13 protein-coding genes are annotated in these 12,660 nt (G+C 64.8%); 6 read left to right on the top strand and 7 right to left on the bottom strand.

Features of this window, described 5'->3' with window-relative positions; genetic code table 11:
- Nucleotides 1-4: 4 nt before the first annotated feature.
- The 3 genes from GDH07_RS14950 to GDH07_RS14960 are packed head-to-tail and all read right to left on the bottom strand — an operon-like array spanning nucleotide 5 to nucleotide 4,167.
- A complete protein-coding gene (locus tag GDH07_RS14950) occupies nucleotides 5-1,822 on the bottom strand; it encodes a DUF2341 domain-containing protein (RefSeq protein WP_022644159.1) in 1,818 nt (605 codons plus the stop codon).
- 21 nt (nucleotides 1,823-1,843) lie between these two features.
- Nucleotides 1,844-3,532 (bottom strand): ShlB/FhaC/HecB family hemolysin secretion/activation protein, encoded by a 1,689-nt coding sequence (locus GDH07_RS14955; RefSeq protein WP_178124066.1) that lies wholly within the window; start codon nucleotides 3,530-3,532, stop codon nucleotides 1,844-1,846.
- Nucleotides 3,533-3,564: 32 nt separating this feature from the next.
- Nucleotides 3,565-4,167 carry a transposase gene (locus GDH07_RS14960; RefSeq protein WP_053129140.1) on the bottom strand — a complete coding sequence of 201 codons (603 nt, stop codon included), beginning with the start codon at nucleotides 4,165-4,167 and terminating at the stop codon, nucleotides 3,565-3,567.
- A gap of 405 nt (nucleotides 4,168-4,572) precedes the next feature.
- Here GDH07_RS14960 and GDH07_RS14965 point away from each other — a divergent pair, with 405 nt between their 5' ends.
- Together GDH07_RS14965 and GDH07_RS14970 are read left to right on the top strand one after the other, a co-directional pair.
- Nucleotides 4,573-4,788, top strand: a complete 216-nt coding sequence (locus GDH07_RS14965) for a hypothetical protein (protein ID WP_152898034.1) — start codon at nucleotides 4,573-4,575, stop codon at nucleotides 4,786-4,788.
- Nucleotides 4,785-5,228, top strand: coding sequence for a hypothetical protein (locus GDH07_RS14970; protein ID WP_152898035.1), 444 nt, complete (start codon nucleotides 4,785-4,787; stop codon nucleotides 5,226-5,228). Before GDH07_RS14965 ends, GDH07_RS14970 begins: the two co-directional genes overlap by 4 nt.
- A 16-nt stretch (nucleotides 5,229-5,244) precedes the next feature.
- On the opposite strand, the gene GDH07_RS14975 is transcribed toward GDH07_RS14970, so the two are convergent.
- The 3 genes from GDH07_RS14975 to GDH07_RS14985 form a co-directional block, all read right to left on the bottom strand.
- Complete coding sequence (locus tag GDH07_RS14975; protein WP_053129134.1) at nucleotides 5,245-5,682, bottom strand: HIT family protein; 438 nt, start codon at nucleotides 5,680-5,682, stop codon at nucleotides 5,245-5,247.
- Between the two features lie 50 nt (nucleotides 5,683-5,732).
- Nucleotides 5,733-6,401: a class I SAM-dependent methyltransferase gene (locus GDH07_RS14980; protein WP_152898036.1), complete on the bottom strand. Its 669-nt coding sequence runs from the start codon at nucleotides 6,399-6,401 to the stop codon at nucleotides 5,733-5,735.
- 182 nt (nucleotides 6,402-6,583) lie between these two features.
- Nucleotides 6,584-7,687 carry an extracellular solute-binding protein gene (locus tag GDH07_RS14985; protein ID WP_152898037.1) on the bottom strand — a complete coding sequence of 368 codons (1,104 nt, stop codon included), beginning with the start codon at nucleotides 7,685-7,687 and terminating at the stop codon, nucleotides 6,584-6,586.
- 215 nt (nucleotides 7,688-7,902) lie between these two features.
- On the opposite strand from GDH07_RS14985, the gene GDH07_RS14990 reads away from it, so the two are divergent.
- From GDH07_RS14990 to GDH07_RS15005, 4 genes are all read left to right on the top strand, one after another.
- A complete protein-coding gene (locus GDH07_RS14990) occupies nucleotides 7,903-8,748 on the top strand; it encodes a suppressor of fused domain protein (protein ID WP_022642174.1) in 846 nt (281 codons plus the stop codon).
- Between the two features lie 19 nt (nucleotides 8,749-8,767).
- The gene (locus tag GDH07_RS14995; RefSeq protein ID WP_152898038.1) at nucleotides 8,768-9,181 is read left to right on the top strand and encodes a hypothetical protein; all 414 of its coding nucleotides are present in this window, start codon (nucleotides 8,768-8,770) and stop codon (nucleotides 9,179-9,181) included.
- Nucleotides 9,178-10,035 carry a tetratricopeptide repeat protein gene (locus tag GDH07_RS15000; RefSeq protein WP_152898039.1) on the top strand — a complete coding sequence of 286 codons (858 nt, stop codon included), beginning with the start codon at nucleotides 9,178-9,180 and terminating at the stop codon, nucleotides 10,033-10,035. The genes GDH07_RS14995 and GDH07_RS15000 overlap by 4 nt, the downstream gene beginning before the upstream one ends.
- A gap of 296 nt (nucleotides 10,036-10,331) precedes the next feature.
- Nucleotides 10,332-12,041, top strand: coding sequence for an amidase (locus tag GDH07_RS15005; protein WP_152898040.1), 1,710 nt, complete (start codon nucleotides 10,332-10,334; stop codon nucleotides 12,039-12,041).
- 60 nt (nucleotides 12,042-12,101) lie between these two features.
- Here the strand turns inward: GDH07_RS15005 and GDH07_RS15010 are convergent, their stop codons facing one another.
- The gene (locus tag GDH07_RS15010) at nucleotides 12,102-12,650 is read right to left on the bottom strand and encodes a hypothetical protein (protein ID WP_228022286.1); all 549 of its coding nucleotides are present in this window, start codon (nucleotides 12,648-12,650) and stop codon (nucleotides 12,102-12,104) included.
- Between the last annotated feature and the right edge of the window lie 10 nt (nucleotides 12,651-12,660).

Genomic DNA, 12,660 nt, shown 5'->3' on the forward strand with positions numbered 1-12,660 from the left:
CTCCTCAGGCCGGGACCGATGCGTTGCTGTGGCTGACCCGCCAGTGGGCGTTCTCATGCTGCTGGCTCTCGCCGTGCAGCTCCGCCAGGCGGGTAATGAACTCGTCGACGAACACCCGCATGTCGGCCCCCACTTCCTTGTTGCGGGTGATCAGGCGGTTGTAGCCGAACAGTGCCGGGATCGCGACGAACAGGCCCATGGCGGTGGCCAGCAAGGCCGCGGCCATGCCCGGGGCGATGGCGTTGATGTTGACGTCGCCGGCCATGGCGGTGCCGAGGAACACCACCATGATCCCCAGCACCGTGCCCAACAGGCCGATGTAGGGACCGCCGGCGATGGCGTTGGACAGGGTCGAGAGCTTGGCGCTCAGCTGCTGGTTCTCGCGGGTGCGCACCCCGTCCATGGAGCAGCGGATGGCTTCGATGGTGGCCGCCGACACCGACGAGGTATCGGCGCCCTGCTCGCGGCGGGTACGGATCTCCTTGACCGCCACCAGGTACAGGCGCCACAGCGAGGAGTGCTCCAGGCGTGCATCCAGGGCCTGGTCATCGGCGAACATCTCAAGACGGGTGCCGACTTTGGCGAACTGCTCGCGAAACAGCGTATTGGCGGCGCTGACCCGGCTGACCATGCGGTTCTTGCGCAGCATGATCACCCACGACTGGATCATCATCGCCACCAGCACCAGGATGATCACCCAGGCGTCCACCGGCACCGCCTTGAGCAAGAAGCCCAGGCTGCCGAAGCCGAAGCCCGACTGTTCTTCATCGACGCCGTAGGCCACCAGTTTCGACTCGGCGCCCTGGGCGCTGGCATCGGCCAAAAGCAGCGCCGCGGGACGTGCCACCTTGGACAGGCGCAGCTCGTCCATGGCCCCGGTGAACGGCAGGAAATGGCTGGCCTCGGCCCCTGCCGCGACCGGCAGGTCGGCGCCGATGGCCAGCGGCGAATTGAACGACGGGATGGCCTGGGCCAGGCTCGCGGTTTCCCGGCCATTGACGTACAGCGCCAGCCGGCTGCCCTCGCCGCTCAGGGCCAGGTGCTGCCATTGCCCCGGATTCAAGGGCTGGGTGGATACGGCGCGCTGGCCGTCCACTTCCACGAACGGCATGCCCTGGTTGACCCCGACCAGCAGGCTGCCGGCGCCTTCGCGCCGGGCCAGCAGCAGCTGTTCGCCACTGGCCTGGTCCAGGCGGACCCAGGCGCTGAAGGTGAAGGCGCCGCCGGCATTGTGCTGCAGCGAGGGGCTGGCCGGCAGCAGCAATGGCTGGCCACTGAACTGCAGGGCACGGCCGATCACTCCATCGATGCTCGCCCCGGTGGCACCCTGCGCGGTGTTGCCATAGGCGGTGGTGTCCTTGGCCGGGATGCCGTTGCCACCCTCGAAGTGGTAGATGGCGGTGTAGCTGGGATCGAAAGTCAGCTGGCCGTTGGCGGTGGCCGGGGCCTTCTGGTTGCCGTAGTACATCCAGATGTCCTGGCGCTGGCCACCTTCGACCTTGGGTACGTCGACCCAGATCAGCGCCATGCCCATCAGGGGGTCGAAGCTCTCGATCTGGTGGTTGAGCACGGTCTTGTCATCGGCGGCGACGAAGCGCAGGTCGGAGCCGTCCTCCTTGACCCCGTCGAAGGTGAAGTTGCCGGTATGCAGGCGTACCAGCAGCGCGGTACGGCCCAGGGCCTCGTTGATGGCCGCCCCCTGGGGCGTGGTATCGACACTGATCTGCTTGCGGTAATGCCAGTCGTCCTGCCACCAGGCATGGGCCGTGGCCGGGAGCACGAAGCCCAGGCAGATCAACAGGCTCAGGAATAAGCGTTGCATGGAAGGGTTCTCCGTAAAAAGTCAGAACGTGGCTTGCACACTGAAGTGCAGGCGCGGGTCGTATTTCTGGGTGTTGGGGCCGTCTTTGAGGGGGTAACCCCAGTCCAGGCTGCCGGACAGCCACTTGCTCAAGCTGGCGCGGGTGCCCAGGCCGACACTGGCCAGGCTGTATTGGTCTTCCTGCTCGGGCAGTGGCTCGTGCAGGCTCAGGCGCGCACCTTCGGCGAAGGCGTAGAAGCGCCACTCCTGCACGTAGCTGCCGAGGAACTTGGCCAGGGACGGCGTGCGCAGTTCCTGGGAGAACAGCCAACCTTCGTCGCCGGTACGCTCGGCGGCCAGGTAGCCACGCACCGAGGTGGCGCCGCCGGCGGAGTACTGTTCGTTGGAGACCAGCGGGCCCGAGGCCAGCTGGAAAGCGGTCTTGGACGCCGATTGCCAGTCGTTGGCGAAGGTATAGGTGAAGCTGGCATCGCCCTTGAGCACCGAAAAGCTGGCACTGGCTTCGTCACGTTTGTAGTGGAACTCGCGGGCGTCACTGCCATAACCGAAGAAACGCCGGGTACCGATCACCAGGTTCAGGCCCAGGCTCAATTGCGACTTCTCGCTGTAGCGGTAGCCGTTGTAGCCGAAGGTCAGCGGTGCGTACTTGAGCGGGATCTGGTCGCTGCTGCGGCCGAAGCGCATCTCTTCGTCGAAGTCCTTGAAGTCCACGCCCGCCGACAGCGAGTTGGCCCAACTGTCGCTGGCCGGCAAGGCATAGATCGCCGCGACCCCGTAGGAATGGCCCTTGCCCAGCACGTTGCTGCCGCCAATGGTGGCGATGTTGCTGTCGGACTGGTAGCCGGAGAACTGCAGGCTCCAGCGATCGCTCAAGGGAGCGGTATAGGAACCGGACCAGACCTTGGCGTTGGAGGTGTCCTGGGGCGCAGTGAAGAAGGTCAGGGAAACGCTGTGGCCCAGTTGCCAGAGGTTGTCGTAGCCGACACTGGCCACGGTGCGCAGCTTCTCGGTATCGGCGCTGTAGTCGTTGTTCAGGCCGATGCTGGCGCGCCAGGGATTCTTGTCTTCCACCTGCAGGTCCACATCCATGGTTCCCGGCCGCTGGCCTTCGCGCACCAGGGGCATGACCTGGCGCCCGCCACCGCGATTGAGCCCCGCCAGCTGGTTCTGCACCGTGGCGAAGTCCGGCACCTGGCCCTCTTGCAGCGCCGGCACCTGCTCGCGGATCTCCAATGGCGAGTAGTGCTTGGCGCCCACCACGCGCACCCGGCCGACCTTGGTCTCGCTGACTTGCAGGTAGACGATGCCGTCATCGACCTTCTGCTCCGGCAACTCGACATACACCGACTGGTAGCCGCGGGCCTGGTAGACCTTCTGCAGGGCGTCGCGGGCGCCCTCGATGTCGCTCAGGGCCTTCTGCGGCCCGAGGAACGGATACACCGCCTCTTCGATAGCCCTGGCGTCGAGCACGGTATTGCCGCGCACGAAGTACTCGTTGACGTCCACCAAGCGCGCCGGGACCTGGGCCTCCTGCGCGGGTTCGGCTGGCACCTGGCCGCCCTCCTCGGCTTGCACCGCCGGCGCCAGCGCCAGCCATGCCAACCAGCCGCACAACGGCCACCAGCGCCCGCTACTGCCCGGTCGTCCTGATTTGCCCGAATACTCCACACCGCCCCCTAGAAGTCTGAAAATTGGCGCGCGCACGCGCATTGCCGTCGCCGTCTGCACAGCGTTTGGCCGATTCAATTGCTGGTGATCGAGGTATTGTCGTGACGTGCCAGCCAGGTATGCAGCAGCGCGAAGTTCAGCGAGAACTCCGGCATCTGCAGCAAGGCTTTGCAGAACACTTCACCGATGATCTTGTGGATCAGGTGCACCGCCCGAGGGTTGTTCAACAGCGCGGCGATATCGCGGCTCAGGACACTGAAGCTCCAGACCTTCTGGTTCAGGCCCAGGCCGACGAACCAGCGGAACAGCAGGTTGTAGTTCAGCTGTTCGTAGAGCTGCTGTTCGCTGGGCACCGAGTACAAAAGCTGCAGCAACAGGATGTGCATCACCGTGCGTGGGGCGATGCACAGGCCGGCCTCGGCATTGAGGGTCTCGAACAACTCGGCATGGCGGTCCAGCAGCTCTTCGATCTGCGGGCGCAACAGCACCAGCGAGTGCCCTGGCGGGATGTAGCTGGACACCTCCTTCAAGGCGCCCTGCCAGTCATCCTGGGAGACGATCCAGACCCACGGCGCCCCATAGCGATAGACCGAGACCGGCTTCTTGCGCGCCGCCTCGACGATCTTCGACAACCGCTGGTCCAGCTCCTGCATGCCCACTTTCGAGTAGCGTTCCATAGTCCCCATAGCCTCACTCCCGGCGTCCCGCCTCGGCTTAAAAAAGTGGCCTGGCGGCCCCCTCAAGCGCGTTACATACCCAAGACGTGCGTGGCGATGTGCTACCGAACTTTTGTCATAAAAGCTTCATTCACAAGCTGGGCAGCGGCCTGAAGCCGTCCGCCAGGTGGCACGGTGGGTCGGGGTCCTGCGGCCGCTGCGCGGTGGGTCGCAGCCCCGTGTAACCGCTGCCGCAGGCTGCCCATGACCGCGCAGCGGGCACCCTGGCAGTGGGTCAGGTGGGTCGAGGTTCTACGGCCGCTGCGCGACCGGTCGCAGGCTCGACAGCGGCTACACAGGTGGGGCGCCGTAGCTTTTTGCTGGTGGCGGAGTAGACTCGCGCAACCCCCAGGACTACTCGGCAACATGGACGAACTTCACTTCAGCCCCGCGCAACTGGCCAACCGCACCGAAGCCAGCCAGGCCAGCGTAAATAGCGCCGTCGAGCTGCGGCCCCGGCCCGGTATCGCCCTGCTCGCCAGCGGCAGCGACTGGGCTGCCAGCGCGATCCCTGGCCAGGCCGGCCCGCTCGACGCTGGCGCAGGCCGACCTTCCACTGGCAAAACCGGAACCCACCCATGAAGTTCACTTCGGCAGGCAAGCTCATCGAGCCTCGGCGGGTCGGCTATCGGAGCCTGGGTTTCGGCGAAGCTACATCCCTTGAGACAACCCCCTTTGAGCTGCTGATAAACCATTGGGAGCTGGCCCAGGGCTTTATCCAATGCGCCGATGGGTTCATTAGCCAGTGCCGGGAAGACGACCTGGCTCAGGGTTTTGCCGACATCGTGCAATTGCAGCGACTGGACTACCCGAAGTTCGAGAATCTGCTGGCGAACCAGCCGCAACTGGCAGCCGAGCTGATCAAGGACTACCTCTACTTCGAACTGCTGTATGCACTGTTCCCCAATACCAGCGCACTGGAGCTGGTCATCAACGAGATCGCCAGCGTCCTCGTCGCGAGGACCACAGTGACCATCACCGGCCTGACGTTTCCCGTCTATCACCGACACTCAGCGCACTGACCTGCCGGCGCGAACCTCAGCTGGTCGTTTGCAACAGGCGGGCTATGCGCTCACGCAACGCACCATGCTCCGCCTCGGCATAGGCAACGGCGGTTTTCCAGTCGTAGAACCAGACCGGCATGCGACGCTTGTCCTCCGGCTCCGAGGCATAGCGGGGAAAGAGATGGCAATGCAGCTCCGGCTCCGAATTGCCGAGGATCTCGTAGTTCATGCGCAACGCCCCGGTGGCCTCCAGCACCGCATCGCCAAGACGCGCCATGTCCAGCAGGTAAGCGGTCCGGGCCTGGGTATCGAGGTCGTTCAGGCTAGGCACCACCGGGTCCGGCAACAGCAGGCAGTAACCCGGCAGGAACTGCACATCCCCCATGACCGCCCAGCCCGAAGGCATCCGGCAAATCACCTTGTCATTGGCGCCCTGGCGGGCCAGTTCGACACGTTGCGAAATCAGCGACATTCATTTTCCCTTGATATTGGTCCCGGCATCGGTCGCCGGGCACGGAGTGCTCAAGCTTCGCTCGAGGGCGAGCCCACCTTTGCGAGACCGACAGTTTCAACATGCCGCACAGGCCGTTGGCCGATGACATCGAACCGGTGCCAATGCTTGGTTCCGCGCAGACTGGGGCCGTCGTACTCATGGACCTCGAAATTGATCAAGGCGAAGTCGGAAAACAAGGCACGAACCTCTGGCTCGGAGTGAAAAGTCCTCGAAGGATCGCTCGCCCAGCCGTCTCTATCGCCAAAGAACTGCCCCACGAAGATACCGCCCGGTAACAGGGCCGCCCGGACAGTGGCCCAAAACTCCTCAAAATGCCCAGGATGACAAAATGGCATCGACATGCCGGCATGGATCAATGCTGCGCCCGGCAGTGTCGCCAGCGCCTCGAACCTTTGCACCACGGCAGCCAGCTGGTTGCCTGGATAGTCCGCGCTGATGGCCCTGGTCATTGCAATTGCCGCTGGCTCCTGGTCAATGGCCAGGACATCCCAGCCTGCTGCCATGAGGGCACGGGTCGCGTTACCAGAGCCGCAGCCCAGATCGATGGCCTGCCTGGAGCGCGGCAGAGGCTGCGCAAGCTCGATCGCGGCTTGCAGAAGCGCCGATGCCGGACGATCACGATGGTGCTCGTAATAAACGTTCCACTGCGCTGGCTTGACCGAGTCTTGCGGTTGCATTGCTTGCTCTCATGATCGTGATCACCCCGTGCACAGGCGCAGATACTGGCGCGCCTCCTCTACCCCGTCCACCTTGGCCTGCGCTTGCAAGCCTCGCCCGCTGCCCACTCGAAGGCGCAGAACTCCCGGCCAGCAGCGAGCACAGCCGGGGCACGCGTTCCCGGACAAAGCGCAGAGCCTCTTCAGATAGCGCTTTTGACTTTGCTCCAGACCCGGGTGCGGATGCGCTCCAGCTTCAGCGGCAAGGGTTCCAGCGGAACCAGCGTGGCCAGGGTTGGCTTGTCCGGATAGATCCATGGGTTGTCACGCAATGCCTGCTCGACAAACTCGGCCGCGTCCTTGTTGGCATTGGGATACAGCGTGTGATTCGAGGTCTTGGCGATGACCTCCGGGCGCAACATGTAGTTGATGAATGCCAGCGCTTGCCGTGGATGGGGAGCATCCTTCAACAGCACCAGGTTCTCCGACCAGACCAACGCGCCTTCGCGGGGCAGGCTGTAGCTGATCTTGCGTCCGGTATTGGCCTTGTCGTTGGCCGCCTGCGCCGCGAGAGCGCCATTGGCCCAGCCGACGACCACGCAGATATTGCCGCCAGCCAGGTCGGCGTCGATCCGCGATGAGTCGAAATACAGGATATAGGGGCGGATCTTCAGCAGCAGGGCCTGGGCCTTCTGGTAATCGTCCGGGTTCTTGCTATTGCTCGGGAGCCCGAGGTAGTTCAAGGCGATCGAAATGATCTCGCTGGGAGAGTCCAGCATGGCCACGCCGCAGGACTTTAGCTTGCTGATGTTGTCTTCCTTGAAGATCAGGTCCCAGCTGTTAACCGGCGCCTCATCACCCAGGGCAGCCCGGACCTTGTCCACGTCATATCCGATGCCGGTGGTGCCCCAGAGATAGGGCACGGCGTAGCGGTTACCGGGATCGTTGACCGCGAGCTGGGCCAGGATGTCCGGATCGACATGGGACAGGTTGTCCAGCTGGCCGCGATCCAGAGGTTGCAAGACGCCCGCCTGGATCAGGCTGGGCAACACATTGGAGGTCGCCACCACCAGGTCGTAGCCCGTACGCCCGGCCATGACCTTGCTCTGCATGATGTCGGCGCTGTCAAAGGCGTCCATGTGCAGGCGGATACCCGCTTCCTGCTCGAACTCCTTGGGCGTCTCTGGCGCAATGAGGCCGAACCAGTTGTACAGGTAGATCCCGGGCTCCGGGGCCGCCACCGAGGTGCTTGCCCCTGCGCCGAGAACCAGGGCCGAAATAACGCTGCGAAAATAGGCTTTTCCCATGGGACATCCTTGTCGAAACGACACGCCCTCTTGGCTGTCGTGAATGGTGCTGGCGAATATACCGGGCACCGGCGAATAGTAAATATCCGCTACCCAGGAACGTCCGCCATCAAGGAAAATGCCCCTCGCTACAGGTTTCCAGGCCCTCGCCAACCCGGCACAATGCGCCCCGGCCAACGCCCTCGAACAAATCCAATGCCAGCAAGGACCGCCCGTTGAACCTCCTGCACAAACTGCTCAACGCCTTCAAGACACCTGCCGCCACCCGCCAAGAAGCCCACCCCCAGAGCGAACCCGAAGGCTCCAGCCCGGCCCCGACGCCTTATGAGCCCAGCGCCGAAGAACAGGCACTGATCGCCCTGCTCGACGCCGGCGCCGCCAGCCTGGACCGCCACTGGCAAGCCATAGGGACCTGTGAGCAAGACGTCCTGGGTTTCGCCGTCAGCCCCAGTTTCACCGGTGGCCCTGACTGGCCCTCGACGCGCCAGGCCTATCGCATCGTGCGTCGCCCCCACAGCATCATCCTCGCCACCGAGGGCCTGTCCGATCCGTTCGATGGCGTCGAAGGCGAAGACCTGGGCAACGGCTTCGAAATGGAGTTGTTCATCGATACCCCGGACATTCCCGCCCACGCCCAGGGGCCACTGGGCGAAGTGCACCCCTTCGCCGCCAGCTGGTGCTTCGAGCTGCTGCGCTGCGTGGCGGCGACGGTGGCCAATGCCGGGGGGTATCGCCCGCGGCTGGAGCGTCATGGCGTGCTCTCCCTGGAATTGCCCGGGGTCAGCCAGTCCCGCTCCATGAGCGAACAATTGCCCGCGCATTTCGTCAGCGCCGATGACTGCGCCGGGGTGTTGATCGGCGGCCCCGCGGCCAGCTTCCCCACCACCGTGGCCGACATGCCGCTGTCGCCGGTGCTCCTGGTACCGGTGGTGCTGATCACCGCCTCGGAACTGGACTACGTGCGCAATGGCGGCGCCCAGGCCCGCCAGGACCTGGTCGCCCGGCTGGAGGCCGCCGGCCTGGGCCATGTCAGCCATCTGCAACGCGCCAGCGTGATCTGAGCCAGCCAGGAGCCCGTCGATGTCGGAACAGCCGTCGTTCTTCACCTTTCATCTGTTTGCCGCCCGCTTCGCCAGCCACGCCGAGGCCGAGCTGTTCGCCTTCGAGCAATGGGAAGCCGAACCCGGCCCTGAGGCCAGTGATGCTCAATACCAGGCCTGGGAGGACAGCAATCCTTCCTGGCGCCTGGCGCAAGAGCTGGGCCTGCACCTGGACTCGGACTTCATCGAACTGCTGCCCCGGGGAGAATACCCGCGCTACCTGGAATCGCTGATCAGCAGCGAAGCCGAGCGCCAACGACTGCATTCGCAAATCGCCGGCGACCATAGCCATTTCATTCTCGTCGCCAGCGCCGCGCTGGATGATCAGCAACCTGCCCTACAGGGCACCACGACCCTGGACTACCTGGGCTTATTCAACCCAATCCTGCCATGAACAAGATCCTTGCCTTACTGCTGCTCGGCAGCCTGCTTGGTGGCTGCCAGAGCGGCCCCAACGCCCAGAACGATTCCATGGTCAGCCTGCGCTGCTGGCACTACCGCGACCAGGAGACCATCTCCCGGGAGATGCTCGACTATATCCGCCGCCAGGGCGAAGCCGGCAATCCGATGTGCCAGACCCTGCTGGCCACCCTGTACGAACGCGGTCATGGAGTCGCGCAGGATACTGCCCGGGCCAAAGCCCTGTATCTCTCGCAAGCCCAGACAAACCCAAGGGCCTACCACCATCTCGGGCGCCTGGACGAACAAGAGGCCGACTACCTCCTGGCCAGGGATCACTACCAGCGTGCCGCGGCGGTGGGGAGCAAGGAAAGTATCCTGGCCCTGGCCAGGTTGATGGAAGAAGGCAAAGGCGGCCCGCAGGATCTTCCAGGCGCGCAGCAGATGTACTTCAGCGTTCTCAAGCAGAGCGGCGACGCTGCCTGGAAAGGCATCGACCGGCTGCGTGACCAGGGCCTGGAGCTCAATGCCGAGCAACAAGCGCGGTACAACCAGGTCTGGACCGCCTCAGCCAGGAGCCGGCTCAGCCTCAAGCTGCGACTGCTCCAGCACCGAACGCTCGGCAAGCTCAAGCTCGGACCTGATGTAAAGCCCGTGGTGGTCGAGGTGCAGTTCGTGCCCGGCTCCGCTGAGCCGCGGCTCAAGCTGCTGGAAAGCTCCGGCGACACGTCCCTGGACCAAACCATCCTCCAGAACCTGGGCAGCTATCGTTTTGTCGGCCAGCCGATTCCCCAGGCCGGCCAGGATGACTGGCGGGTAAAGGCCCATATCGACCCACATGCCAGATGACCCGGTCTTTTGGCCCAAAGTGCGCACCTGCGATCGAGCGGAGATTCCGCTGACGGGCACTTGGTGCTAAAAAGGCCCCCAAGCCCCAATGCCGATCAGTCAAGTAAAGGGTAGGAGCGCAGCTTGCCCGCGATGGACTTCAGAGCGCTGGGTTTACCCAGTAAACAGGCGCTACCGTTCACGACCATCGCGAGCAAGCTGCGCTCCTACGAGTGGATCACCTCGCTTGACTGACTGGCATCAACCCAAGCCCCGACTCAACCCTTGCCGCGCCAAGCCGTACCACGAGAACCCGCATGATCGAAGTCACCGAAGTCTCCATTGCCCAACTGCGTGCCGCCCTCGAGTCCGGCCAGACCACCGCCGTGGAACTGGTCCAGGCCTACCTGGCGCGGATCGATGCCTACGACGGCCCCGCCACTGCCACCGCCCTCAACGCCGTGGTGGTGCGCAATCCCGAGGCGCTGGAGGAAGCACAAGCCTCTGATGCCCGCCGCGCCAAGGGCCAGCTCCTCGGGCCACTGGACGGTATTCCCTACACCGCCAAGGACAGCTACCTGGTCAAGGGCCTGACCGCCGCGTCCGGCAGCCCGGCCTTCAAGGACCTGGTGGCCCAGCGCGACGCCTTCACCATCGAGCGCCTGCGCGCCGGCGGCGCCATCTGCCTGGGCAAGACCAACATGCCGCCCATGGCCAACGGCGGTATGCAGCGCGGGGTCTATGGCCGCGCCGAAAGCCCCTACAACGCCCAGTACCTGACCGCGCCCTTCGCCTCCGGCTCGTCCAACGGCGCCGGCACCGCCACCGCCGCCAGCTTCAGCGCCTTCGGCCTGGCCGAGGAAACCTGGTCCAGCGGCCGGGGCCCGGCCTCCAACAACGGCCTCTGCGCCTACACCCCCTCGCGAGGGGTGATCTCGGTGCGCGGCAACTGGCCGCTGACCCCGACCATGGACGTGGTAGTGCCTTACGCCCGGACCATGGCCGACCTGCTGGAAGTGCTGGACGTGGTAGTCGCCGAAGACCCGGATAAGCGCGGTGACCTGTGGCGCCTGCAGCCCTGGGTGCCGATCCCGGCCGTGGCCAGCGTGCGTCCCGCTTCCTACCCGCAGCTGGCGGCCGATGCCGGGGCCCTCAAGGGCAAGCGCTTCGGCGTGCCGCGCATGTACATCAATGCCGACGCCGAGGCTGGCACCAGCGCCAAGCCGGGCATCGGCGGCCCCACCGGCCAGCGCATCGCCACCCGCGAGTCGGTGATCGAGCTCTGGCGCCAGGCGCGCCAGGCCCTGGAAGCCGCTGGCGCCGAGGTGCTGGAAGTGGACTTCCCATTGGTATCCAACTGCGAAGGCGACCGCCCCGGCGCGCCCACCGTGTTCAATCGCGGCATCGTCAGCAAGGAATTCCTCCATGACGAGCTGTGGGAGCTCTCGGGCTGGGCCTTCGACGACTTCCTGCGGGCCAACGACGACCCCAAGCTCAACCGCCTGGCCGATGTCGACGGACCACAGATCTTCCCCCATGACCCGGGCACCCTGCCCAATCGCGAGGATGACCTGGCGGCGGGCATGGACGAGTACGTCAACATGGCCAAGCGCGGCCTCAAGACCTGGGACCAGATCGCCACCCTGGCCGACGGCCTGCGCGGCCTGGAGCAGACCCGCAAGCTCGACCTGGAAGACTGGATGGACGCCCAAGGGCTGGACGCGGTGCTGTTCCCCACCGTCGCCGACGTCGGCCCGGCGGATGCGGACATCAACCCGCAATCGGCGGACATCGCCTGGAGCAATGGCATCTGGGTGGCCAACGGCAACCTCGCCATCCGCCACCTGGGCGTACCCACCGTCACCGTGCCCATGGGCGTGATGGCGGACATCGGCATGCCGGTGGGCCTGACCTTCGCCGGCCGGGCCTATGACGATGCGAACCTGCTGCGCCTGGCCTCGGCCTACGAGTCCACCGGCAGCAAGCGCCTGGTGCCGCCGCGCACGCCCAAGCTGGCCGTGCAGTAACGCAAAAAACGCAATCGGGGCCGCCATGGCCCCGATCCTCATTCCTGACCGCTCAAGACCTCACTGCTCATCCACGGGTTGCAGTGGCGAATGCTGCCAGTCGAACCGCGCGATCAACTGCCTGCACAGCTCATCCAGTTGCGGATGGTAGTAATGCATGTGGGGCACCGGAATCTGCGCTTCGCCATGGCCGAACCCCAGGCCGTACAGAGCGCTGGCATAACTTTCCAGCGGGCCGTAGGCGTAGATCAGGTTGTGCCGGTCCCAGACCACCGTGGCCTGATCTTCGGGCGAGTGCACCCAGAAATCGAAGCGGCTGTCGCCACATAGCAATGGCTTGAACTCATCGATGAAGTCCGCGACCTCGGCCAGGGACAACATCGGGCTCATGTAGCGGCCTACCGGCACGTCTTCGCGGCTGGTGTGCAACACGAACAGCAACAGCAGCGGCTGGGTGAGGCAGCGGGCCAGGCTGAGCAACACCTGCGGATCGGACCCCGGCACGCCGGCCACCACCCGCTCGCCGCCGTTGAAGGGCGCGATCTCGAAGACCGGCGGGTAACTGTGCTCGACCCACTGGTCATCGATCATGTGTGCAAATCTGTGCATAACGGCCTGA

Source organism: Pseudomonas piscis, assembly GCF_009380155.1.
GTDB classification, from domain to species: Bacteria; Pseudomonadota; Gammaproteobacteria; order Pseudomonadales; family Pseudomonadaceae; genus Aquipseudomonas; species Aquipseudomonas piscis.